Annotated in this window: 22 protein-coding genes; 21 read left to right on the forward strand and 1 reads right to left on the reverse strand. The window is 62.6% G+C overall.

The annotated features are described in order from the left end of the window. Positions 1 to 8 precede the first annotated feature (8 nt). From ACBG85_RS12450 to ACBG85_RS12460, 3 genes are read left to right on the forward strand one after another with little or no spacing between them, the layout of a single operon-like run. Positions 9 to 668 carry a 4'-phosphopantetheinyl transferase gene (locus ACBG85_RS12450; RefSeq protein ID WP_003942126.1) on the forward strand — a complete coding sequence of 220 codons (660 nt, stop codon included), beginning with the start codon at positions 9 to 11 and terminating at the stop codon, positions 666 to 668. A gap of 24 nt (positions 669 to 692) precedes the next feature. Then, positions 693 to 1,613 carry a tRNA pseudouridine(55) synthase TruB gene (gene truB / locus ACBG85_RS12455; protein WP_020907442.1) on the forward strand — a complete coding sequence of 307 codons (921 nt, stop codon included), beginning with the start codon at positions 693 to 695 and terminating at the stop codon, positions 1,611 to 1,613. Beyond that, positions 1,610 to 2,086: a GNAT family N-acetyltransferase gene (locus ACBG85_RS12460; RefSeq protein ID WP_372027608.1), complete on the forward strand. Its 477-nt coding sequence runs from the start codon at positions 1,610 to 1,612 to the stop codon at positions 2,084 to 2,086. The genes truB and ACBG85_RS12460 overlap by 4 nt, the downstream gene beginning before the upstream one ends. A gap of 9 nt (positions 2,087 to 2,095) precedes the next feature. Here ACBG85_RS12460 and ACBG85_RS12465 read toward each other — a convergent pair whose 3' ends face one another. After that, a complete protein-coding gene (locus ACBG85_RS12465; RefSeq protein ID WP_030535607.1) occupies positions 2,096 to 2,842 on the reverse strand; it encodes a metal-dependent transcriptional regulator in 747 nt (248 codons plus the stop codon). A gap of 117 nt (positions 2,843 to 2,959) precedes the next feature. Here ACBG85_RS12465 and ACBG85_RS12470 point away from each other — a divergent pair, with 117 nt between their 5' ends. The 18 genes from ACBG85_RS12470 to hypF all read left to right on the forward strand — a co-directional run bounded on the left by ACBG85_RS12470 (position 2,960) and on the right by hypF (position 22,828). Next, the gene (locus ACBG85_RS12470; RefSeq protein ID WP_003942148.1) at positions 2,960 to 3,940 is read left to right on the forward strand and encodes a bifunctional riboflavin kinase/FAD synthetase; all 981 of its coding nucleotides are present in this window, start codon (positions 2,960 to 2,962) and stop codon (positions 3,938 to 3,940) included. 159 nt (positions 3,941 to 4,099) lie between these two features. Continuing rightward, complete coding sequence (gene rpsO / locus ACBG85_RS12475) at positions 4,100 to 4,369, forward strand: 30S ribosomal protein S15 (protein WP_007735061.1); 270 nt, start codon at positions 4,100 to 4,102, stop codon at positions 4,367 to 4,369. 452 nt (positions 4,370 to 4,821) lie between these two features. Further along, positions 4,822 to 7,092 carry a polyribonucleotide nucleotidyltransferase gene (locus ACBG85_RS12480; RefSeq protein ID WP_003942275.1) on the forward strand — a complete coding sequence of 757 codons (2,271 nt, stop codon included), beginning with the start codon at positions 4,822 to 4,824 and terminating at the stop codon, positions 7,090 to 7,092. A gap of 127 nt (positions 7,093 to 7,219) precedes the next feature. Next, positions 7,220 to 8,578, forward strand: a complete 1,359-nt coding sequence (locus tag ACBG85_RS12485) for a pitrilysin family protein (RefSeq protein ID WP_063316552.1) — start codon at positions 7,220 to 7,222, stop codon at positions 8,576 to 8,578. A 28-nt stretch (positions 8,579 to 8,606) separates the two neighbouring features. Beyond that, complete coding sequence (locus ACBG85_RS12490) at positions 8,607 to 9,719, forward strand: alcohol dehydrogenase catalytic domain-containing protein (RefSeq protein WP_197487747.1); 1,113 nt, start codon at positions 8,607 to 8,609, stop codon at positions 9,717 to 9,719. Between the two features lie 181 nt (positions 9,720 to 9,900). After that, positions 9,901 to 11,595 carry a cutinase family protein gene (locus ACBG85_RS12495; RefSeq protein ID WP_063316550.1) on the forward strand — a complete coding sequence of 565 codons (1,695 nt, stop codon included), beginning with the start codon at positions 9,901 to 9,903 and terminating at the stop codon, positions 11,593 to 11,595. A 160-nt stretch (positions 11,596 to 11,755) separates the two neighbouring features. Next, positions 11,756 to 12,085, forward strand: a complete 330-nt coding sequence (gene hypA, locus ACBG85_RS12500; RefSeq protein WP_073512368.1) for a hydrogenase maturation nickel metallochaperone HypA — start codon at positions 11,756 to 11,758, stop codon at positions 12,083 to 12,085. A 2-nt stretch (positions 12,086 to 12,087) separates the two neighbouring features. Further along, positions 12,088 to 12,900 carry a hydrogenase nickel incorporation protein HypB gene (gene hypB, locus ACBG85_RS12505; RefSeq protein ID WP_058038664.1) on the forward strand — a complete coding sequence of 271 codons (813 nt, stop codon included), beginning with the start codon at positions 12,088 to 12,090 and terminating at the stop codon, positions 12,898 to 12,900. Between the two features lie 180 nt (positions 12,901 to 13,080). Further along, positions 13,081 to 14,196: a NiFe hydrogenase small subunit gene (locus tag ACBG85_RS12510; RefSeq protein WP_007735073.1), complete on the forward strand. Its 1,116-nt coding sequence runs from the start codon at positions 13,081 to 13,083 to the stop codon at positions 14,194 to 14,196. Between the two features lie 54 nt (positions 14,197 to 14,250). Continuing rightward, positions 14,251 to 16,044, forward strand: coding sequence for a nickel-dependent hydrogenase large subunit (locus ACBG85_RS12515; RefSeq protein ID WP_063316548.1), 1,794 nt, complete (start codon positions 14,251 to 14,253; stop codon positions 16,042 to 16,044). Positions 16,045 to 16,047: 3 nt separating this feature from the next. Further along, positions 16,048 to 16,950 (forward strand): NifU family protein, encoded by a 903-nt coding sequence (locus tag ACBG85_RS12520; protein WP_030535602.1) that lies wholly within the window; start codon positions 16,048 to 16,050, stop codon positions 16,948 to 16,950. Between the two features lie 19 nt (positions 16,951 to 16,969). Next, a complete protein-coding gene (locus tag ACBG85_RS12525) occupies positions 16,970 to 17,590 on the forward strand; it encodes a DUF5947 family protein (protein ID WP_042922570.1) in 621 nt (206 codons plus the stop codon). After that, positions 17,587 to 18,225 (forward strand): DUF6084 family protein, encoded by a 639-nt coding sequence (locus ACBG85_RS12530; protein WP_007735081.1) that lies wholly within the window; start codon positions 17,587 to 17,589, stop codon positions 18,223 to 18,225. Before ACBG85_RS12525 ends, ACBG85_RS12530 begins: the two co-directional genes overlap by 4 nt. Beyond that, a complete protein-coding gene (locus ACBG85_RS12535) occupies positions 18,222 to 19,583 on the forward strand; it encodes a hypothetical protein (RefSeq protein WP_064444499.1) in 1,362 nt (453 codons plus the stop codon). Before ACBG85_RS12530 ends, ACBG85_RS12535 begins: the two co-directional genes overlap by 4 nt. A 48-nt stretch (positions 19,584 to 19,631) precedes the next feature. Beyond that, positions 19,632 to 19,751 (forward strand): hypothetical protein, encoded by a 120-nt coding sequence (locus ACBG85_RS12540; RefSeq protein WP_003942178.1) that lies wholly within the window; start codon positions 19,632 to 19,634, stop codon positions 19,749 to 19,751. Positions 19,752 to 19,757: 6 nt separating this feature from the next. Further along, entirely contained in the window at positions 19,758 to 20,252 is a 495-nt protein-coding gene (locus tag ACBG85_RS12545) for a hydrogenase maturation protease (protein ID WP_047271381.1), read from the forward strand. A gap of 3 nt (positions 20,253 to 20,255) precedes the next feature. Then, positions 20,256 to 20,543, forward strand: coding sequence for a HypC/HybG/HupF family hydrogenase formation chaperone (locus ACBG85_RS12550; protein ID WP_007735086.1), 288 nt, complete (start codon positions 20,256 to 20,258; stop codon positions 20,541 to 20,543). Further along, positions 20,540 to 22,828 (forward strand): carbamoyltransferase HypF, encoded by a 2,289-nt coding sequence (gene hypF / locus ACBG85_RS12555; RefSeq protein WP_050655148.1) that lies wholly within the window; start codon positions 20,540 to 20,542, stop codon positions 22,826 to 22,828. Before ACBG85_RS12550 ends, hypF begins: the two co-directional genes overlap by 4 nt. Positions 22,829 to 22,831 lie beyond the last annotated feature (3 nt).

Raw genomic sequence — 22,831 nt, forward strand, 5'->3', positions numbered from 1 at the left:
ATCGCTACGTGATCGAACAGATTCTTCCCGGTGGAGTTGCGACGGCCGAGGCCTTCGTCGATCCGCCCGGTCTGGTTCCGCACCCCAGTGAGGAAGCGTTGATCGGCCGCGCGGTCGAGAAGCGTCGTCGTGAGTTCGTGACCACCCGGCACCTTGCGCGTCAGGCGATGGGCAAGCTCGGTGTTCCGTCTGCCGCTGTCATGCGCGGTGAGCGTGGTGCGCCGCTCTGGCCGCAGGGAGTGGTCGGGAGCCTCGCCCATTGCGACGGCTACCGCGGCGCTGTCCTGGCGTACTCCATGCAGGTCCGCTCACTCGGTATCGACGCCGAACCGCACGGCCCGCTGCCGGACGGGGTATTGCCCGCGGTCAGCATCGAGGCGGAACGAACGTGGTTGGACACTCAGGAAACCGGCGGTCCGGTGCACTGGGATCGAGTGCTCTTCTGCGCGAAGGAAGCCACGTACAAGGCGTGGTTTCCACTCACCGGGCGCTGGTTGGGTTTCGAGGACGCCCACATCACGTTCGAGGCGGAGTCGGAAACGTCCGGCACTTTCAACTCGCGTCTGCTGGTCCCCGGTGAGGCGACGTCCGGTCCGCCGCTCACCTCTTTCGACGGCAGGTGGTTGGTGTCGGACGGACTCATCCTGACGGCAATTTCGGTGCAGTGAGCGCGACTGGCAGAATCGGCACACGTGTCAGCTCGTGAAAAGCCTTCCTCCGGTCTTGTCGGCGCCGGAATTCTGATTGTCGACAAAGAGGCGGGTATCACCAGCCACGACGTGGTCGCTCGGTGCCGCAAGTTGTTGAACACCCGGAAGGTGGGACACGCCGGGACGCTGGATCCCATGGCGACCGGTGTTCTCGTTCTCGGCGTCGAGCGTGCGACCAAGTTGCTCGGACTCCTGGCGCTGACAACCAAGGCGTACTCGGCGACCATTCGCCTCGGGGCAGCGACGGACACGGACGATGCCGAGGGGGAGGTCCTGACCTCCGCAGACGCTTCGCAGGTGACGGACGCGGAGATCGCGGCGATCGTGGCCACGCTGACCGGGGACATCAAGCAGATCCCGGCAAGCGTGAGCGCTATCAAGGTGGACGGTCAGCGCGCACATGCTCTGGTGCGTGCGGGAGAAACCGTCGAGCTGGCGCCGCGCCCGGTAACGGTGTCGACTTTCGAGGTTCTGGCTCGGCGAGATGTCCCGGGTGGCTTCGTCGATCTGGACGTCGACGTGGAGTGCTCGTCCGGTACGTACATCCGCTCGCTTGCCCGCGACCTCGGTCGTGAATTGGGCGTCGGCGGTCATTTGACGGCATTGCGCCGCACCCGCGTCGGGCCGTTCACTCTCGAACATGCGCGCACGCTCGAAGATCTCGCGGATCAGCCGGGTGTGAGCCTCGACATCGATCAGGCCGCGCAGACAGCCTTTCCGCATCGGCAGATCACGGCGGAGGAAGCCGAGGCGATCAGCCAAGGGCGCTGGCTCGAGCCGATCGGGATGAAAGGGATCTGTGCGGCGATCGATCCCACCGGTCACACGATTGCGCTCCTGCAGGAAAAGGGTCGACGCGCCAGTTCGGTGATGGTCGTGCGACCGGCAACGCTTCGCGGGTGATCGTCCGTGAGCGTGTCGACGGCGACCTCGACGGGTGCGTCGATGCGCTGGTACAGGTCCACGAGTGCGACGGATATCCGAACACGTGGCCGGAACACCCGCGCCGCTGGCTCAGTTCGCCCACGGTGGTGAAGGCGTGGGTCGGTGAGAGTGACGATCGTGTTGTCGGTCATGTGGCCGTCGACATCGAGGTCGCAGGTGCGCCCAGAACCGCGGGATCGATAGCCGTGTCGCGATTGTTCGTTCATCCTGGCTCACGTGGAAACGGCCTCAGCGATGCGCTACTCGACGCCGTGACGGATTTCGCAGCCGAGAGTCGGTTGGAACTGGTGCTCGACGTCGTCGACGACGCTCTGCCGGCGATCGCACTGTACGAGCGTCGAGGGTGGGTGTACGTCGACGAGAGGCTCGCCGACTGGACCCGGACCGACGGCGTCCGGCCCGTGGAACGCCGATACCGACTGCCGCTTTGACTACCTCGGCTAGACGAGCCAAATTGCTTGAGCGACTGGACTTCCCAAGTCGATGGTGTTGGGGCTGTCGCCGAGTCGAACGGACACTGTCCCGGCGAAATCGCGGCGCTCCTCGACGGTGATCTCGACATCGAGACTGACGCCGACGGAATCGAAGTACCGGAGCATTTCGGGATCGGAATCGGAGATCCGGGCAACGCGGCCCCGCTCACCGTTGGCGAAGTCGCTGAGCTGGCGGGCCGGGGGAGTCGGCACCGAACCGTCGGTGGCGGGAATGGGATCACCGTGCGGGTCACGTTCGGGGAAGCCCAGTTTGGCGTCCATCCGCGAGATCATCAGATCGGAAACGGCGTGTTCGAGGACTTCGGCCTCGTCGTGGACTTCGTCCCAGCCGTATCCGAGTTCCTGAACCAGATAGGTCTCGATCAACCGGTGGCGCCGGACCATGGAGACGGCGGCGGCGCGGCCGCTGTCGGTCAGGGCGATGGATCCGTAGCGGGCGTGATCGACCAGGCCCTGGTCCGAGAGTTTGCGGATCGCCTCGGAGACCGTCGAGGCCGAGACGCTCATTTTCTCGGACAGGAGCTTGGTGGAAACCCGCTCGTGGGACCATTCCTGGATAGTCCAGATGACCTTGAGGTAGTCCTGGGCCACCGACGAGAGTGCGAGCGTGTCGATTGCCGCGTCGTGCGCCGAAGTGCTGTCGCCGTCCGACGTCGATGATGCTTCCGAGGTTCCGGTCTTGTGAGCTGCCACAACGCTTAGCTTAGGCTACGAAATCCGGAACTTCCGTACGTGAGCGGCAGCACAGCGGTGATTCGCTGGGCGGGTCCGAACGTGACCCGCCGCCGGTGGACCCGTAGGCTGCCAATCGTGCTGAGATGGCGTGGTCTCGACGAAGTTCCGGCCGATTGGGGTCGTTGTGTGCTCACTATCGGTGTGTTCGACGGTGTGCATCGTGGGCATGCCCAATTGATAGCGAGAGCGGTTACCGCTGCCCGCAAACGTGGTGTTCCGAGCGTGTTGATGACGTTCGACCCGCATCCCATGGAGGTTGTGCGGCCGGGTAGTCATCCAGCCCAGTTGACGACGCTGCAACGGCGTGCGGAATTGGCTCAGGATCTGGGCATCGACGTGTTCTGCGTGATGCCGTTCACCGCTGATTTCATGAAGCTGACGCCGGAGCGCTACGTCCACGAGATTCTCGTCGAACGTCTACATGTCGCCGAGGTCGTGGTGGGGGACAACTTCACCTTCGGCAAGAAGGCGCTCGGCAATGTCGATCTTCTTCGTGAAATGGGCGCTCGCTTCGGCTTTGCCGTCGACGGCGTCCAGCTGCTCGCCGAGCATGCGGTGACGTTCTCGTCGACCTACATCCGCTCGTGCGTCGACGCAGGCGACATGGAAGCGGCTACCGAAGCTCTGGGCCGTCCACATCGTGTCGAAGGTGTGGTCGTCCACGGTGACAAGCGTGGACGCGAGTTGGGGTTCCCGACGGCCAACGTTGCACCGCCGATGTTTTCGGCGATTCCGGCCGACGGCGTGTACGCGGCGTGGTTCACGGTGCTCGGTGCCGGCGAGGAACTCGGAACCGTCGTTCCCGGTCGCCGATACCAAGCCGCGGTATCTGTGGGTACCAATCCGACCTTCTCCGGCCGGACCCGAACCGTCGAGGCATACGTTCTCGACACCGAAGCAGACCTGTACGGACAACACGTCGCGGTCGACCTGGTTTCGCGGATTCGCGGTATGGAGAAGTTCGACTCGATCGAGTCGCTCATCACGGCGATGAACCGAGATGTCGAACGCGCACGCCGGATTCTGAGTGAGGATGCAGAACGTAGCGTCGGTTGAGTTCCTCCTGTGTCAGTGGCGGCCGCCACATTCGCTCCAGGTGGGCGAGAGCGCCTCATTGCTGCTGGTAGGATCTTCTCTCGGTGCGTGCTGCGGTTTGCGGTGGCCGCGCCCGATCTAGTTCCTTTCACGCAAACGTCATCACAGGAGTGAATGCAAGTGGCATTGACCACGGAAGAAAAGAAGGCCGTTCTCGGCGAGTACGGCTTGCACGAGACCGACACGGGATCGCCTGAAGCTCAGGTGGCAATGCTCACCAAGCGCATCACCGATCTCACCGAGCACCTCAAGACCCACAAGCATGACCACCACTCGCGTCGTGGACTGCTCTTGATGGTCGGTCGCCGTCGTCGTCTGCTGAAGTACGTGGCAAAGACCGACGTCGCTCGCTACCGCACGCTCATCGAGCGTCTCGGCCTGCGTCGCTAGATTTTTCTCACGACGCTGATCGAAAGCAACACGGCATGCTTCGGTTTGCCGAACACTCCGTCAGCCGGCGAAGCCACGCATATACTGGGCTTCGCTGGCTTTCGGCGTTAGCTGCCGCAAGGCAGTTTCCGCTGTCGGCGCTATGCACAGTTGTCTATGCGCAGTTGTTTATGCGCAGTTGTGCAGTGCGCAGCCAGCACACCGTATGCACCAGAGAACGTGGTGTCGGTTGTCGGTAGTGGTTCTCCGGAACGGGCAAGTGCCCGAAAGCTCCGGCGGACTTCGATCGACGGCCGCCCGAACGTCGTGACGTCCCGAAGCAGAAATCGCTCGCATCGCAAGGAGCGTCTGCAATTCAAGAGGGGGACGTCCCTCGGTGCGCAGTTTCCACCAGGAGGGTGGAAGCGCCCGCGCGGGTACGGCGAAGACGAGAGGGAAGTGAAGAGAAAAGAATGACAGAGAATTCCGTAGTAGAGGTCGACGAAGGCGTGTTCGAATCCACCGCCGTGATCGACAACGGGTCCTTCGGTACCCGCACCATCCGTTTCGAGACCGGACGCCTTGCTCAGCAGGCCGCCGGCGCCGTCGTTGCTTACCTGGACGACGAGACCATGCTGCTGTCCGCCACGAGCGCCAGCAAGCACCCCAAGGAGCACTTCGACTTCTTCCCCCTGACGGTGGACGTCGAAGAGCGTATGTACGCAGCGGGCCGCATCCCCGGTTCGTTCTTCCGTCGTGAGGGACGCCCCTCCACCGACGCGATCCTGACTTGCCGCCTCATCGACCGGCCGCTGCGCCCGTCCTTCGTCGACGGTCTCCGTAACGAGATCCAGGTCGTCGTCACGGTCATGAGCCTCAACCCGCAGGATCTGTACGACGTCGTGGCCATCAACGCCGCTTCCGCGTCGACGCAGATCGCGGGCCTGCCGTTCTCCGGACCCGTCGGTGGCGTGCGCGTTGCACTCATCGTCTCGGACGAGAACAAGACCGGCCAGTGGGTTGCATTCCCGACGGTCGATCAGCTCGAGAACGCCGTCTTCGACATGGTCGTCGCCGGCCGCGTCGTTTCCGGTAGCGGTGACAACGCCGACGTCGCGATCATGATGGTCGAGGCCGAGGCCACCGACAACGTCATCGCGAAGATCGCCGACGGCGCTCAGGCACCGACCGAGGCCATTGTCGCCGAGGGCCTCGAGGCCGCCAAGCCGTTCATCGCACGCCTGTGCGCTGCACAGGCAGCACTTGCATCCAAGGCTGCAAAGCCCACGGGTGACTACCCGGTCTTCCCGGCGTACCAGGACGACGTTTTTGCTGCCGTCGAGGCTGCTGCGTCCGAAAAGCTCAATGCCGCACTGACAATCGCCGGCAAGCAGGAACGCGACGACAAGACCGACGAGGTCAAGGTCGAGGTTCTCGAGCAGGTTGCACCCAACTTCGAAGGCCGCGAGAAGGAACTGGGAGCAGCGTTCCGCTCGCTCACCAAGAAGCTGGTTCGCCAGCGCATCCTGCGCGATCAGTTCCGCATCGACGGCCGCGGCGTCACGGACATCCGTTCGCTGTCCGCCGAGGTTGCGATCATCCCGCGCGCACACGGCTCCGCACTGTTCGAGCGTGGCGAGACCCAGATCCTGGGTGTGACCACTCTCGACATGGTGAAGATGGCTCAGCAGGTCGACTCGCTCGGTCCCGAGACCACCAAGCGCTACATGCATCATTACAACTTCCCGCCGTACTCCACCGGTGAGACGGGCCGCGTCGGTTCGCCGAAGCGTCGCGAAATCGGTCACGGTGCACTCGCCGAGCGCGCTCTCATGCCGGTTCTGCCCAGCGTCGAAGAGTTCCCTTACGCGATTCGCCAGGTCTCCGAGGCTCTGAGCTCCAACGGTTCCACCTCGATGGGCTCGGTGTGCGCGTCCACGCTCGCACTGCTCAACGCCGGTGTGCCGCTTCGCGCTCCGGTTGCCGGTATCGCCATGGGTCTGGTTTCCGACCAGGTCGACGGCGAAACCCGCTACGTCGCGCTGACCGACATCCTCGGCGCCGAAGACGCCTTCGGCGACATGGACTTCAAGGTCGCAGGTACCAAGGACTTCGTCACGGCCCTGCAGCTGGACACGAAGCTCGACGGCATCCCGTCGCAGGTCCTTGCCGGTGCACTCTCGCAGGCCAAGGACGCACGGACCACGATCCTCGAGGTCATGGCGGAAGCCATCGACACCCCGGACGAGATGAGCCCGTTCGCTCCCCGCGTGACGGCCATCAAGGTCCCCGTCGACAAGATCGGTGAGGTCATCGGCCCCAAGGGCAAGATGATCAACTCCATCACCGAGCAGACCGGTGCCAACATCTCCATCGAAGACGACGGCACCGTGTTCGTCGGCGCCACCGATGGACCGTCTGCACAGGCCGCGATCGACATGATCAACGCCATTGCCAACCCGCAGCTCCCCAAGGTCGGCGAGCGGTTCCTGGGCACGGTCGTCAAGACCACCGCCTTCGGTGCCTTCGTTTCGCTCCTGCCGGGACGCGACGGACTGGTGCACATCTCGAAGCTGGGCAGCGGTAAGCGCATTGCCAAGGTCGAAGACGTGGTCAACGTCGGATCCAAGATCCGCGTCGAGATCGCCGACATCGATGCTCGCGGCAAGATCTCGCTGATCCCGGTCGAAGAGGGCAACGACGAGGCTGCCGCTCCGGCCGCCGACGAGGCTGCTTCCGAGTAGATCTCACTTCGTACTCTGATGCGGCCCCGCGCGGATTTCCGTGCGGGGCCGCATCTGTACTGTCTGTAGACACAGAGCCTGTAGATACCTGATTGACCACTTGCACCGAGGACTGCTGAACCTTTTCATGGCAAAGACCACTCCCAACACCACGCGCAGCCGCAGCGCTGTGCTGAAATCGCCGATCGATGCGACTCCCGAATCCGGAGTACAGCGTACGGTCCTTCCCGGCGGCCTGCGCGTCGTCACCGAGTTCATTCCCGGTGTGCGTTCCGCCTCCGTCGGTGTGTGGGTCGGAGTCGGCTCGCGCGACGAGCAGCCGAGTGTGGCCGGTGCCGCGCATTTTCTCGAGCACCTGCTGTTCAAGTCGACGCCGTCACGGACGGCGTTGGACATCGCGCAGGTAATGGATGGTGTGGGCGGCGAACTCAATGCATTCACGTCGAAGGAACACACCTGTTTCTACGCGCACGTGATCGACGACGACCTTCCGATGGCGGTTGACCTTGTCGCCGACGTCGTGCTGCGAGGGCGTTGCAGAACCGCGGACGTCGATGTCGAGCGGCAAGTAGTGCTCGAAGAGATCGCGATGCGTGACGACGATCCGGAAGACTTGCTCGGCGACGCGTTCCTGACCGCGTTGTTCGGCGATCATCCTGTCGGCCGTCCGATCATCGGTAGCGTCGAATCGATCGAGTCGATGTCGCGCAATCAGTTGCATTCCTTCCATGTTCGGCGTTACACACCGCAGCGGATGGTGCTGGCCGTAGCGGGAAACGTCGACCACAAGCAGGTTGTGACGCTCGCTCGCCGTGCATTTGCCGGACATCTCGAGCGCGGGGTCAAGCCGGCGCCGCGGCGCGAAGGCACTCTGCGTTTGCGAACGATGCCTGAACTGAGCTTGACCCACCGCGACAGCGAGCAGGTCCACCTTGCGCTCGGGGTACGCGCGTTCGGCCGGCACGAGGGCCATCGCTGGGCGCTGTCGGTGCTCAACGCCGCAGTGGGCGGTGGGCTGAGTTCTCGTCTGTTCCAAGAGATTCGGGAGAAGCGCGGGCTGGCGTACTCCGTCTATTCCGGCGTCGACACCTTCGCGGACAGCGGAGCGTTCTCCGTGTATGCAGGTTGCCAGCCGGAGAACCTCGGGGAGGTTGCCACGGTTATCCGCGAGGTACTCGCGAACGTGGCGACGGACGGAATCACCGATGCCGAGATCGCCCGCGCCAAGGGATCGCTGCGCGGCGGATTGGTTCTGGCACTGGAAGATTCAGGCTCACGCATGAACCGTATCGGTCGCAGCGAACTGAACTACGGCAACCATCGCAGTGTTGCGCAGACGCTCGCGACCATCGACGCAGTCACCTCCGAAGAGGTGCTCGAGGTGGCGCAGGTGCTCTTGACGAGGCCGTTTGCAGCCGCCGTCGTGGGTCCGTACAAGCGGGTTCGTGACCTCCCCGCGTCGGTACGCGGGATCGTGGGCAAGTAGTTCGAACTATCGAAATCGGGGTGTGCAGTTGAAGATCCGTGGTGCAGTGCTCGAAGAGATCGGCCGGAAGCGTCCCTTCGCAGAGTCGACTCCGATTTCGATTTCGGAACTCGACCTCGAATCCCCGGGCCCGGGTGAGATCCTGGTCAAGATCGAAGCTGCCGGGCTTTGTCACTCCGACCTCTCCGTGGTCGACGGCAATCGGGTACGACCCGTGCCGATGTTGTTGGGCCATGAGGCGGCAGGTCGAATCATCGAACTCGGCGACGGAGTTGATTCGTTGTCGGTGGGCACCCGCGTCGTGATGACTTTTCTTCCGCGGTGCGGTGAATGTGCGGGATGCGCCACTGACGGCCGGATGCCTTGCACGGTGGGTAGCGCTGCCAACAACGACGGCAGTTTGCTCGGCGGCGCGCATCGACTGCGGCGCTCCGGCGAGAACGTCAAACATCATCTCGGTGTTTCGGGTTTCGCGACGCATGCTGTGGTCAACGCCAAGTCGGTTGTTCCCGTCGACGACGACATCCCGGCCGAAATTGCAGCCGTACTCGGTTGTGCGGTGTTGACCGGTGGGGGAGCGCTCCTCAACGCGGCGAAGCCTCGCCCGGCAGACACCGTGATGGTGGTCGGCTTGGGTGGCGTCGGGATGGCCGCAATCCTGACGGCGAGGGCACTCGGGGTCGAGAACGTCATCGGTGTCGACGCACTGGAATCCAAGCTGGCTCAGGCGCTGGAACGGGGCGCGACCGAGGTCTTCACACCGTCCGGCCTGTCCGAGAGTGGCGTTCGCGCAGACATCGTCGTCGAGGCCGCGGGAAATGCTCGGGCCTTCGAGACAGCGGTGGCTGCGACGGCAGCGGGTGGCACGACCGTCACGGTCGGGTTGCCGGCGCCTGACGCGCGCTCGTCGATCTCACCTCTCGGACTGGTCGCCGAAGCGCGGACCATTATCGGCAGCTACCTGGGATCTGCGGTCCCGTCCCGCGACATCCCGATCTACGCGCAGTTGTGGCGCGACGGGAAGCTGCCGGTCGAGAAGCTCATTTCCTCGCGAATCGAATTGGCCGACATCAATTCGGGTATGGACGAACTCGCCGACGGAAAAGCAATCCGACAGGTCATTATCTTCGACGCGGAGTAGGAGCACGTCGGTGTTATGCAGCGGAAATGAGGCGTTTGCGCTCCCGATTCCCTCCCGAGTCGCCACGGAAAATCGTTACCCGTTGTAACGCTCCTCTCGTACTGGACGACTACTCGAATGACGTTGCGTGACGCCCCGGGGGTCGGTCGTACGTTTTCCAAAAGCTGATTGGGGAGAAGATATGCCGGTTCGTGGGTTCTTTTCGCGACATCGAATACTGGCGGGTGCAGTAGCGCCCGCAGCGCTCGGCGTGGCCGCACTGGTCGCGGTTGCGGTCGCTGTGGACTCTCCGGAGTCACGCACGATCGAGACACAATTGACGTCGTCGGTCACCGAGTGTCACGACATGGTCAGCATCGCGGTTGCCGGTCGACACGACACACCGGACGCTTCGACGGTGAAGATGTTGCTGGGAGCCGACGGGAAGCCGCTGCCGGCCGCCCTGTCCGGTGACTACAAGAGTGAACGCGTCGACCAGGTGATCAACCCGGCAGGCTCCGTCAACGCGAACAAGCCCGGCTCGTACGCGGCTGTGTACATCGCGTACCCGGCCAACATGGCGTCCTACGAGGATGCCGTCGCTGCCGGCGCTGCAAATACGCAGTCCGTGATGAGTGCCATCGCCAAGGAATGCCCGAAGACTCAGTTCTCGATCGTCGGGTACAGCGAAGGCGCCGATGTGGTGCGTCGCGTCGCGATGGACATCGGTACGCAGGAGAACAACGAGTTCGGGGTCGACCCGGACAAGGTTGTCGGTGTGGTCATGCTGGCGGATGCAGGCCGTGAAGCGGGCGACGGTACGTTCCTCGGTGCCAAGAATCCGTTCACGAACCCGGATAACTTCAATACGAAGTACCAGAACGGCACCTCCGCGACACCTGGCGAAGGTGTACTCCCCGGCACTGCCGGAGGTTTCGGCAAGCTGAACGGCAAGGTCGCGTCCTTCTGCTCGGACGGTGACTTCACCTGCTCGGCTCCCAGCAACATCTCTCTGTTGATCTTGGCGGCAAATGTCGGTCGGCAGTTGAACATCGACCAACTCGAAGCGCAGGGTCTGAACCCGGCCACCGGTCAGGACGTCGCGGTGGTGTTCGGCCAGATCGTCTTCGAGGCGTTCGCAGACATTTCGTCCAATCCCAACTGGATGCAGAGTGACGAGACATTCCTTCAGGTGATGCTCAAGGTCTCGGATCCGGAGTACAAGCCCGGAAAAACACCCGCGCCGGCGCCGGTAGCCGAGGGCGAGACGGTGTCCACCGACAAGGTGTCTCCGCTGGCATATCTGCCGCAGAAGCTTTTCAAGGAGATCGTCGGTCTGATTGCTACCAACCAGAACACGATTCCCGTGATCTTGAGCGACCCCTACCAGCAGACACTCGCTCCAGACGTCGGACACCACTTCGATTACTGGCGAGATGCGGATGCGGCCAACGGCAAGCCGTTGACTTCAGCTGAGTACGCAGCGGCCTGGCTCACCTACCTCGCCCAGCAGGCGAAGGAAGGAAAGCCCGTCGACACAACTGCGAAGCCGACCCCGGAACAGATCAGTGCTGCTGTCGATGCCTACATGGCTGACGGCAATGCTGAGGGCGACGCCGCGGTGGCTGAAGGCACCGGAACCGGTCAGGCACCGGCCGGGACCACTGGCTCCACGGGATCTGCTGGAGCGCCCGCAACCACGTCACAGGTGCCTGCGGCAGGATCGGCGTCGGTCACATCGGGAGCGGTTGCCACTCCGACGGGTTCGGCGGCAGTGACGCCGACGTCGACAGTTCCGACCACACCGGTAGCGGGAACGGATGCAACGACGGCGCCCCCGACTACGACAGTGACGTCGACGACCACGACGACGAAGGTGCCGGTTCCGAACCCGTAATCCTTCTCGCCGGCGTTCGTCACACGAATAACGCTGTCACAGGCTGCGATCCGCAATTAGTTGCGGATCGCAGCCTGTTTTCGTGTACGGGTTACGCACAGCGACCGTTGGTGCTTATCGTGGAAGGGAGGTTTCCGGATCACGAATCGTGGGTTTCACCGTGCACGAGCTGTCCATTGCGCAGAGTGTGGTCGAAGCCGTGTGTGAGCGTGCCGGCGAGCGACGAGTATCGAGCGTGCGGCTTGAAGTAGGGCAACTCTGCGCGGTGGTTCCACACTCTCTGCTGTTCTGCTTCGACGTCGTCACCGCGGGTACTCACGCCGAAGGTGCCAGCTTGCACATCGATGAGATTGCAACCAGCGCGCGATGCAAAAGCTGCGGCGTGATGTTCTCGCCGCCCGACATGTTCTTGCTGTGTGAATGCGGCAGTGCTGATGTCGAGGTGCTTGCCGGCCGAGAGTTACGGATCCTGTCGATGGAAGTGAGCTGAGCATGTGCGCGACGTGTGGGTGCGGGGACACCACAGGACCTCGGGTGTCGGTAGTCGCAGACGGAGAACACGAGCAGGAACACGACGATCATGGGCACGGTCATGGGCACGGTCACGAGCATGACCATGAGCGCGGCCACCCCGACCACACCGTGATTCTCGAGCAGCAGGTGCTCGCCAAGAACGACGGCATTGCGGTTCACAATCGTCAGTGGATGCGGAACCGCCGAATCACGGCGCTCAACATCATGAGTTCCCCCGGCGCGGGGAAGACGACATTGCTGGCGCGAACTATCCGGGAGCTCGGATGTCAGCGACCGATAGCCGTGATCGAAGGTGACCAGGAAACCCGGCTCGACGCCGAGCGGATCCGAGATACCGGCGCGTCGGTGGTGCAGGTGAATACCGGGGCCGGATGTCACCTCGATGCCGCGATGATCGACCGCGCACTGCGCGCCTTGGATCCCGCTGAAGAATCGCTGCTTCTGATCGAAAACGTCGGAAACCTGGTGTGCCCCGCGCTCTTCGACCTCGGCGAGGAAGGCAAGGTTGTCCTAATTTCGACGCCGGAGGGGGCAGACAAGCCGAAAAAGTACCCACACATCTTCGCTGTCGCGGACCTCGTGGTGATCAACAAGATCGACTTGCTCCCGTACGTCGAGTTCGACGTCGATGCCTGCGTCGAGCAGGCGAGAATACTCAATCCTGCTGTGCGCGTTGTTGTTTTGTCTGCCACGACAGGTGAGGGCATGGACGAGTGGTACGAGTGGATCGGTAGTCGTTCGGCGATTTCTCCGGTGGCCGTTGACAACTGATCTGCTCGGGTAGTTAATGAAATGAGTGGGTGCCACGCAAGTGGGCCGAGGTTCGACTCCGGTGGCGTCAGCGTTTCGGTGCCGCGGCAATTCGAGGCCACAGAGTCTTGAGGCCATAGCGTGTCAGGCCGGTGGCGGCGCCGAGAATCAGGCGCAAGTGCACCCGTGAAAGCGGCTGACATGGACACACAAAAATCGACTGCTGGCACCACGGCGGAACCTGCCTCCGAAAGCGCAGCTACCCCCGCAAGCGCAGCGGCCAAAGCGGAAGAAACTCTGATCCACGTGCTGTGGATCAATGCCGGTCTCAGTTGCGACGGAGATTCGGTGGCGCTCACTGCAGCCACACAACCCAGTATCGAGGAGATCGCGCTCGGCGCGTTGCCCGGCCTGCCTCAGGTAGCGGTTCATTGGCCGCTCATCGACTTCGAATGCGGACCGCAGGGTGGCGCTGACGATTTCCTGGAGTGGTTTTGGAAAGCCGACCGCGGAGAACTGGAACCCTTTGTTCTTGTCGTCGAAGGATCGATACCGAACGAGAAACTTCACGACGAGGGGTATTGGTGCGGCTTCGGGAACAATCGCGAAACCGGCCAACCGGTCACCACGAGCGAATGGCTCGACAAGCTGGCACCGAAAGCCACTGCGGTAGTTGCGGTCGGTACGTGTGCGACCTACGGCGGCATACATGCGATGGCCGGCAATCCGACCGGTGCGATGGGTGTGCCGGACTATCTCGGGTGGACCTGGAAATCGAAGGCGGGCATCCCGATCGTCTGCGTTCCCGGGTGTCCCATTCAGCCGGACAACCTCTCCGAGACCCTGACTTATCTTCTGTACATGGCCACTGACCAGGCGCCGATGATTCCCTTGGACGAATCCCTGCGCCCGCAGTGGCTTTTCGGTGCCACCGTTCACGAGGGCTGTGACCGTGGTGGGTACTACGAGCAGGGTGAGTTCGCGACGGAGTACGGGTCACCGAAGTGCATCGTCAAACTCGGATGTTGGGGACCGGTCGTGAAATGCAATGTCCCCAAACGTGGTTGGATCAACGGAGTCGGCGGGTGTCCCAACGTCGGCGGGATCTGTATCGGGTGCACGATGCCGGGGTTCCCCGACAAGTTCATGCCGTTCATGGATGAACCACCTGGCGGCAAACTCTCCACCAATGCGGTGGGAATGTACGGGTCCGTGATTCACAGTCTGCGCCGGATCACCGGTCACACGTTGGACAAGGAACCGCACTGGCGCGAGCGCGGGTCGAAATTACTCACCGGTGCAACGCGTACGTGGTGACCGACCGGATACATTCAAATCAGTTCGTGAGCAACGTCTCTGGGAGGCACTGCAATGACGGCCATCGTTCCCGAACCCACCTCGACTGCAGACCGCGACGGTCTTGTCGAGATGGCGTGGGACCCCATCACCCGAATCGTCGGCAGTCTGGGCATCTACACCAAGATCGACTTCGCCAATCGCGAAGTGGTGGAGTGCCACAGCACGTCGTCGATCTTTCGCGGGTATTCCCTGTTCATGAAGGGGAAGGACCCGCGCGACGCGCATTTCATCACCAGTCGTATCTGCGGCATCTGCGGTGACAATCACGCCACATGCTCGTGCTACGCACAGAACATGGCGTACGGCGTCAAGCCGCCGCATCTGGGCGAGTGGATCGTCAATCTCGGTGAGGCCGCCGAGTACATGTTCGACCACAACATCTTTCAAGAGAATCTTGTCGCCGTCGACTACTGCGAGAAGATGGTCTCCGAGACGAATCCCGGTGTGCTGGCGCAGGCAGAGAACACGCGCTGCCCGCACGAGGAGCAGCACGGGTATCGCACGATCGCGGACATCATGCGGACTCTCAATCCGTTCACGGGTGAGTTCTATCGCGAAGCGTTGCAAGTCTCGCGTTCGACTCGCGAAATGTTCTGCTTGATGGAGGGCAGGCACGTTCACCCGTCGACGCTCTATCCCGGCGGCGTCGGCACCGTCGCGACGATCGAACTGATGACGGACTACATGTCGCGGCTGATGCGGTACGTCGAATTCATGAAGAAGGTCGTGCCGATGCACGACGACCTGTTCGACTTCTTCTACCAGGCGCTGCCGGGTTACGAACAGGTTGGCCTGCGGCGGACCCTGCTGGGTTGTTGGGGATCGTTCCAAGACCCCGAGTACTGCAATTTCTCCTACAAGGACATGACCGACTGGGGCCGGAAGATGTTTGTCACTCCCGGTGTGGTTGTCGACGGAAAGTTGGTCACCACGGATCTGGTGGACATCAACCTCGGTATCCGAATCATGCTGGGCTCCTCGTATTACGAGGACTGGAGTGATCAGGAGATGTTCGTCAAAACCGATCCGCTGGGTAACCCGGTCGATCGCCGGCACCCGTGGAATCAGCACACCAACCCTCACCCGCAGAAGCGGAACCTCGAGGACAAGTACAGCTGGGTCATGTCACCGCGATGGTTCGACGGAAACGACAACCTTGCTCTGGATACGGGCGGGGGAGCATTGGCTCGTCTGTGGAGCACCGCTCTGGCCGGCCTGGTCGACATCGGATACCTGGAGTCGACCGGACACAGTGTGAAGATCAATCTTCCGAAAACAGCACTGAAGGGTCCTGTCTCGCTCGAGTGGAAGATTCCCGAACATGGCAGCAATACCCTCGAAAGAAACCGCGCGCGAACGTATTTCCAGGCATACGCAGCCGCGGCTGCCCTTCATTTCGCCGAGAAGGCGCTTGTCGAGATCCGGGCCGGCCGGACCAAGACGTGGGAGTCGTTCGAGGTCCCGGACGAGGGTATCGGTTGCGGATTCACCGAAGCCGTCCGCGGAGTTCTCTCACACCACATGGTGATTCGTGACGGAAAAATCGCGAACTATCACCCGTACCCACCGACACCGTGGAATGCGAGCCCGCGCGACAGCTACGGAACCCCCGGTCCGTACGAGGATGCCGTGCAGGGTCAGCCGATCTTCGAGGAGAACGATCGAGACCACTTCAAGGGCATCGACATCATGCGGACCGTGCGTAGTTTCGATCCCTGCCTGCCGTGTGGTGTTCACATGTATCTCGGCGGTGGCAAGACCCTGGAGAAGTTGCACTCTCCGACGCAGTCCGTGACCGGGGAGTGATCGATGGAGCAATCGGCCGACTACTGGCGCGGAGCAGGTGAGCGCATCGAGACGTTGTTGCAGGCCAATGCCGGCGCAGGCCCGGTGGCGAGAGATCGCGCCGAGCAACTGGTGCGTGAAGTCGTGCAGTTGTACGGCGCAGCACTCGAACGCACCGTCGCTCTGGCGGATCCGGCCACGATGGATGCGATGGTTCGCGACGATCTGGTGTCCAGCCTGCTACTGGTGCACGGACTTCACCCGCACGACGTGGAGACCCGCGTCCGCACTGCGCTCGACAGCGTGCGTCCGTACCTCGGTTCGCACGGAGGCGACGTCGAACTGATCGAGGTGGCGGACGGCGTGGTGCGACTACGGCTTCTCGGAAGCTGTAACAGTTGCCCTTCGTCCTCGGTGACCCTCGAAACCGCGGTCCAGGACGCGGTGCAGGCGGCGGCACCCGAGACCACCGGAATCGACGTCGAAACACCGGATTCGCACGAGCTGAAGTCGGGTGTGATTTCGGTCGAGTCCCTGTTCTCGCACGTTCACGCCGACGGGGGAGGTACGCACTGGGTGGAGGTCCCCGAATTCGCCGAAGTCGAGGTGGGAGAGGTCGCGGGCTTCCGCGTGTCGGGCACCGATCTGTTGGTCTGCCGCTCCGGTGACGATCTGTACGCGTATCGCGACCATTGTCCGGTGTGTGAGCACTCGATGGCGGGGGCTGTGCTCGAACGCATGATGGGCCGTCCTGCCCGAGACGCCGCTGTCCTCACCTGTCCGACGTGCTCTGCCCACTTCAGTGTGTACGGGGCGGGAGCGCGGGTGGGCACCGGCTCCGAGCACCTGGCGCCTGTGCCGGTGCTGATTCGCGACGGAGTGCTCTCGGTCGCGCTTGCTGACGAGTCTGTGATACCGGTGACCTAGCCGTGAACGCAGCCCCGTCATGAAAGTCACTGTGGGAGAGGTGCTCACACGAATCGCCTCGTCGCGTGTCGTTCCGACCGGACCGAGGTGTGAGATGTGTGCGGCGGGCATAGGCGACGAACACCAGCACGTCGTGGACGTACAGGTCCGGAGCCTGATGTGCGTGTGCCGACCGTGCTATCTACTCTTTGCGCCGGTCGACGCGGACCTTCGATACAAAGCGGTTCCCGATCGGTACCTCGAGTTTCCGGACTTCGACCTCGGCCCTGGCCGGTGGGAGTCTCTGGAAATCCCCGTCGGCCTGGCATTCTTCTTCCGCAACTCACTCCTCGACAAGTACATAGTCTTCTATCCGGGACCGGCCGGAGCTACCGAATCCGAGTTGCCCATCGACTCGTTCGAGACTGTGCTCGAGGAGAATCCGGGGCTCGCGCAGATGCGGGCCGACGTCGAGGCGTTGATCGTGTCGGTGCCCACGTCAGGACAATCGCCGAGATGCTTCGTTGTTCCCATCGACGCCTGTTACGAACTGGTGGGACGATTGCGCACCGTGTGGCGCGGATTCGACGGTGGCCAGGATGCCGCACGCGCAGTGGACGAGTTCTTCGGGCGCGTCGAGGCGCGAAGCAGGTCGGCATGACTGTTCTCGACTTCTCGATCGACAACATGGAGGTGGAACCGTACGCGGTTACGCCGAATCTGACGGTGAGATTGAGAATGTCGGAATCCACCGGCACGACCGTCCGTGCGGTGGCTCTGCGCGCGCAGGTACGAATCGAACCACACCGCCGACCGTACTCCGACGCCGAAGGCGAAGGTCTGCGCGATCTCTTCGGTCCGCGGGAGCGTTGGTCGAGTACGCTGCGCACCTTCCTGTGGATGGAATGTTCCACGGTCGTTCAAGGATTCACCGGAACAACGGTCGCGGCCTTGCCCATGGCGTGTACGTACGACTTCTCGGTGACGGCGTCGAAGTACATGCACGCACTCGGAGACGGAACGATTCCGATCGTGGTTCTACTGAGCGGCACGGTATTCACCGACGGACCGCGTGGTTTCTCCGTGCAGCAGATCCCGTGGGACAGATCTGCTGCCTACGAATTGCCGGTCGACGTGTGGAAACAGCTGATGGCTGCGCATTATCCGGCGTCTGGTTGGGTACGCCTCGACCATGAGACGATTGCCGATCTCGTGCGGTTCAAGGCAGCGCACGGCCTCACGGACCTCGATTCAGCCGTGCGGCAGTTGCTGACGGCGAGCCAGGTGCCGCGATGACTCGAACGGGGATGGATCACGACGTTCGGGCCGTGGCCGACGCCGTCCTGTACGAGGGATATCTTCTCTATCCCTACCGGGCCGGCTCGGCGAAGAATCAATCCCGTTGGCAGTTCGGGGTTCTCGGACCGCCCGGCGCCGCCGAGGTCGGAGTCGGCGAGGAACCGTCGATGTCCGCGCAATGTCTGCTCGGCGAATTCGAGCGGAACGGCGTCGAGGTTTCTGCGACTGTGAGATTTCTGCACCACCAGTCGCGGACGGTTGAACGACTCGGCGCCGGCGGGGCGTGGATCCCGGTCGATCGGTTGGTAGTCGGCGAGCGGGAGTCGATCTCGTGGGACGAAGCCACCGAGTCCGAGATCGTGTTGGGTCCGTGGGGTCTGGACGAACTCGAGGCCGGCGTCGAAGAAACCTTCTGTGCGGCCGGAGTTGTCGAAGGAGAGACTTTGTCGGACTCTCGGGGCAGGGTGGTCGGACGGATCGTTCGGACACGGCTTCCGGTGAATGGCCTCTTGGCAGTGAGCGCCTCCGCCGGGGACGGACGCACGGTGATTTCCGTGACGATCATGAACGCCACGAGCGTCGACGCACGGGACAAGGGCACGGCCACCGCGCAATCGATGCTGGGGACTCACGTCATTGTGAACTGCACAGGCTCGAGGTTCCTGTCGTTGTTCGAAGAAGCAGATCACTCGGAGCAGTTGCGGCAAAATCGCTGTTATCCGGTGCTTGCGGGGACCGAGGACCCCACTCACCCTGGCACATCTCCCACCGTTCTGGTGTCACCGATCATCCTGTACGACTTTCCCGAGATTGCGCCGCAGAGCGAGGGATCTCTCTTCGACTCGACCGAGATCGACGAAATTCTCACCCTGAGAATCCTTGCCATGACCGACGAGGAAAAGGCGCGGGCGCGAGCTACCGACTCCAGAGCTGCCGACATCATCGACCGATGTGAGCGATTGACGGACGACGATCTAGCCGGCCTGCACGGTGTGCTGCGAAATCCGCACGCCGGTTCTGATCTGATACCCGAGGTGCCTGACGGTGTGGACTGGTGGACCCCGGAAGCCGACACCAGTGTCCAACCACGCACCGACGCAGTTCTGATCAACGGCGTCCGTGTCTCTGGTGGAAGTACAGTTCGGCTCCACCCCTCACGCCGCGCTGATGCTCAGGACCTGTTCTTCGACGGCCGGATCGCCCACGTCGCCACCATTCATGAAGACGTGGACGGCGACATTCATGTTGGGGTGACACTGTTGGACGATCCGGCCGCCGATCTGCACAACTGGTACGGCCGCTACCTGTACTTCGCGCCGGACGAGATAGAGCCGATGCCGCGCGACAGCGCGTGACGTACTCACAGCTATCGAACTTCACAGCTATCGAGAGGAGAACTCGCCATGAGGAGCATGGGATTGCTGTCGACGGCACTTCTCGGCGCCACCGCGATCGCAGCCGCGATCGTCCTGGTGGTGTCGATGCCGGACATCCAGCGCTATCTGCGAATGCGAAAGATGTAAAGCGCTGTGCGCGTGCTGATTGCAGGTGTCGGAAACATATTTCTCGAAGACGACGGATTCGGCCCCGAAGTTGTTCGGGCGCTGCAGCATGAGAATCTCCCATCGGGAGCTCACCTGGTCGACTACGGGATTCGGGGCGTGCATCTGGCGTACGACTTGTTGGAGTCGTGGGACGCCCTGGTCCTGATCGATGCCTTACCGGCGACCGGAGTCCCGGGCAAGCTCGCGATCATCGAAGTGGACCCCGAAAGTGAAGGCCCGCAAGGAGGTTTCGACGCGCACTCGATGCATCCGAGTTCGGTGTTTGCCAGCCTGCAGGCCCTCGGCGGAACACTCCCGCGGACGTTCGTGGTGGGGGCACATGCGAAATCGATCGGCGACGGAATCGGATTGAGTGCGGAGATGCGTGATTCGGTAAGGCAAGCCGCTTCTGCGGTGCTGGCACTCGTCCGGTCCATCGACGTGGACTGTGATGCCACCACACTGGGGCCGGAGGTGTGAGTCATGTGTCTGGGGATTCCGGGACGGGTACGCGAACTACTGGACGGATACGGAGGTCAACTCGCTCTCGTCGACGTGGAGGGGGCACCACGCAAGGTCAACATCGGAATGCTCGACGAAGGCACCGTCACGGCAGGTGACTGGGTGGTGATCCACATGGGCTTTGCAGTCGAGAAGGTCGACGAGCAGGGAGCTCGCCATGCTCGGGCCGGCCTCGAACTGATGGGCCGTGGTGGCCACGACGGTGAGGTAGTCGACTCCGATACTGGTAACGGCGAGGTCGGGACATGAAGATCGCCTGCCGTGTCATCGTTCGTGGCGTAGTCCAGGGGGTGGGCTTCCGGCCGTTCGTCCATGCGACCGCCACCGAACTGGGACTGTCGGGTTCGGTGGGAAATTCTGCTCTCGGTGTCGTGATCGACGTCGAAGGCGACGGAGAGACAATCGATGCATTTGTCGCTCGGGTGCGAAACCGCCCCCCACCGCTGGCACGGGTGGAGTCGGTAGAGCGCGAGGACTCGCGGCCGGTTGGTCGTGAGGGGTTTCGCATAGTCGAGACGGATGCGGGGTCGGTCGGGCGAACCTTGGCGCCGGCGGATGTCGGGATCTGCGACGACTGCCTCCGGGAACTGACTGATCCGAGCGATCGGCGATATCGTCATCCATTCATCACCTGCACCAACTGCGGTCCGCGATTCACGATCATCGAATCGCTGCCCTACGACCGGGCCGCTACGACGATGAAGCGATTCCCGTTGTGCGCGAACTGTGCGGCGGAGTACGTGGATCCCGCCGACCGCCGGTTTCATGCGCAACCGATTGCCTGCCCGCAGTGCGGTCCAACGCTATCGTTCGTGGAAGGGGACGCGCCCGCCGTGACCGGTGAGGGTGCACTGCTACGAGCCCGATCCCTACTGCGAGACGGGAAGATTCTTGCTGTCAAGGGAATCGGAGGATTTCACCTGGCTTGTGATGCCCGCGACGACCGCGCGGTTCACGAGTTGCGTGAACGCAAGCATCGAGCAAGCAAGCCGTTGGCGGTGATGGTGCGCGATGTGCCAGAAGCCAGAGAGTTGGGTGTGGTCGGTGATGCCGAGGCTGATGCCATGTCCTCGCGCGAGCGCCCGATTGTGCTGGTTGCCAAAGCGTCTGGATACGCGCTTTCCCCCTTGATTGCCCCCGGCATTCCGGATATCGGAATCATGCTGGCCTACAACCCGATTCAGCATCTTCTTCTGGGTTTGGCCGGAGAAGAGGCGGGCCCAGCGGTGTTGGTCATGACATCGGCGAACATCGGCGGTGAGCCGATTCTGTACTCCGACAACGATCTCGAACGATTGGGTGACCTGGCCGACGGGGTATTGACCCACAACCGTCCGATCTTGATGCCGTGTGACGACTCGGTGATGCGAATAGTCGGCAGTGGAAGACAGTTGCTTCGTCGCTCGCGCGGATATGCTCCGCTGCCCGTCACCGCGCCGTTCGACGTACCGCCTACCTTGGCGGTCGGGGCCGACCTGAAGAACACCTTCTGTCTTGCCGAGGACGGATATGTGTGGCCGAGTCAGCACATCGGAGACATGGGCGACCTCGCTGTCATCGACAGTTTTGCTGCGTCGGAGAGTCACTTCGAATCGATCACGGGGGTGGTGCCGCACCAGATCGCCTGTGACGAGCATCCTCGGTATCGCTCGTCCTCGTGGGCTCGCAGTCGTAGTGGTGACCGACCGGTGCGCATCGTCGGGCATCACCACGCACATGTGGCTTCCGTGATGGGGGAGAACGGCCGGGACGGGAGCGAACCAGTTCTCGGAATAGCGTTCGACGGCACCGGCTACGGGGCGGACGGCGCAGTGTGGGGAGGGGAACTACTGCTGGCGACGTACAAGGGTTATCGCCGTCTCGCGCATCTGGGATACGTACTGCTGCCCGGTGGCGATGCCGGAGTGGAACGGCCGTACCGAATGGCGCTCGCCCACCTGTGGCATGCCGGGTTGGACTGGGAATCCGACCTCGCGCCCGTGGCAGCCTGTCCGCCCCGAGAGCAGTCGGTCCTACTTCACCAGATGGAAACCGGTTTCGGGTGCGTGGACACCTCGAGCATGGGGCGGTTGTTCGACGCAGTCTCCTCGCTGACCGGGGTCCGTCAGAGGGTCGACTACGAAGCGCAGGCTGCCATCGAGTTGGAGGGGGTGTCGAGGGGAGTCGACAGCGCCGGTTCGCGGTACACCTTCGATTGGACGCAGTCGGACGACGATTCGTGGACAGCAGATCCGCGGTCGGTCATTCGGGCTGTTGTCCGCGATCTCCGGGAGAAGTTGCCCGCTGAAGTGATCGGCGCCCGTTTCCACGAATCCGTAGCGCACCTGGTGCTCGAGTGGGCAATTCGTGGCCGGGAACTGGCGGGAGTGGACGAGGTAGTACTCACCGGAGGTGTCTTTCAGAACCCTCTACTGCTCGTTCGGGCGTGTGCTCTGCTCTCAGACGCTGGATTCACGCCGTTGACAGGACTGGAGTTGCCGCCGAACGACGGCGGTCTCGCCTACGGCCAAGTGCTGGTGGGGAGTTCGTCATGAGGT

The organism is Rhodococcus sp. NyZ502 (assembly GCF_041464245.1).
Lineage (GTDB): Bacteria > Actinomycetota > Actinomycetes > Mycobacteriales > Mycobacteriaceae > Rhodococcus_F > Rhodococcus_F qingshengii.

What these genes read in the sequence shown, in the direction of transcription:
- ACBG85_RS12480 (WP_003942275.1), top strand. Translation starts at nt 4,822, where the DNA reads ATGACAGAGAATTCCGTAGTAGAGGTCGACGAAGGCGTGTTCGAATCC.
- ACBG85_RS12485 (WP_063316552.1), top strand. Translation starts at nt 7,220, where the DNA reads ATGGCAAAGACCACTCCCAACACCACGCGCAGCCGCAGCGCTGTGCTG.
- ACBG85_RS12495 (WP_063316550.1), top strand. Translation starts at nt 9,901, where the DNA reads ATGCCGGTTCGTGGGTTCTTTTCGCGACATCGAATACTGGCGGGTGCA.
- hypB (WP_058038664.1), top strand. Translation starts at nt 12,088, where the DNA reads ATGTGCGCGACGTGTGGGTGCGGGGACACCACAGGACCTCGGGTGTCG.
- ACBG85_RS12510 (WP_007735073.1), top strand. Translation starts at nt 13,081, where the DNA reads ATGGACACACAAAAATCGACTGCTGGCACCACGGCGGAACCTGCCTCC.
- ACBG85_RS12515 (WP_063316548.1), top strand. Translation starts at nt 14,251, where the DNA reads ATGACGGCCATCGTTCCCGAACCCACCTCGACTGCAGACCGCGACGGT.
- ACBG85_RS12520 (WP_030535602.1), top strand. Translation starts at nt 16,048, where the DNA reads ATGGAGCAATCGGCCGACTACTGGCGCGGAGCAGGTGAGCGCATCGAG.
- ACBG85_RS12525 (WP_042922570.1), top strand. Translation starts at nt 16,970, where the DNA reads ATGAAAGTCACTGTGGGAGAGGTGCTCACACGAATCGCCTCGTCGCGT.
- ACBG85_RS12530 (WP_007735081.1), top strand. Translation starts at nt 17,587, where the DNA reads ATGACTGTTCTCGACTTCTCGATCGACAACATGGAGGTGGAACCGTAC.
- ACBG85_RS12535 (WP_064444499.1), top strand. Translation starts at nt 18,222, where the DNA reads ATGACTCGAACGGGGATGGATCACGACGTTCGGGCCGTGGCCGACGCC.
- ACBG85_RS12540 (WP_003942178.1), top strand. Translation starts at nt 19,632, where the DNA reads ATGAGGAGCATGGGATTGCTGTCGACGGCACTTCTCGGCGCCACCGCG.
- ACBG85_RS12550 (WP_007735086.1), top strand. Translation starts at nt 20,256, where the DNA reads ATGTGTCTGGGGATTCCGGGACGGGTACGCGAACTACTGGACGGATAC.
- hypF (WP_050655148.1), top strand. Translation starts at nt 20,540, where the DNA reads ATGAAGATCGCCTGCCGTGTCATCGTTCGTGGCGTAGTCCAGGGGGTG.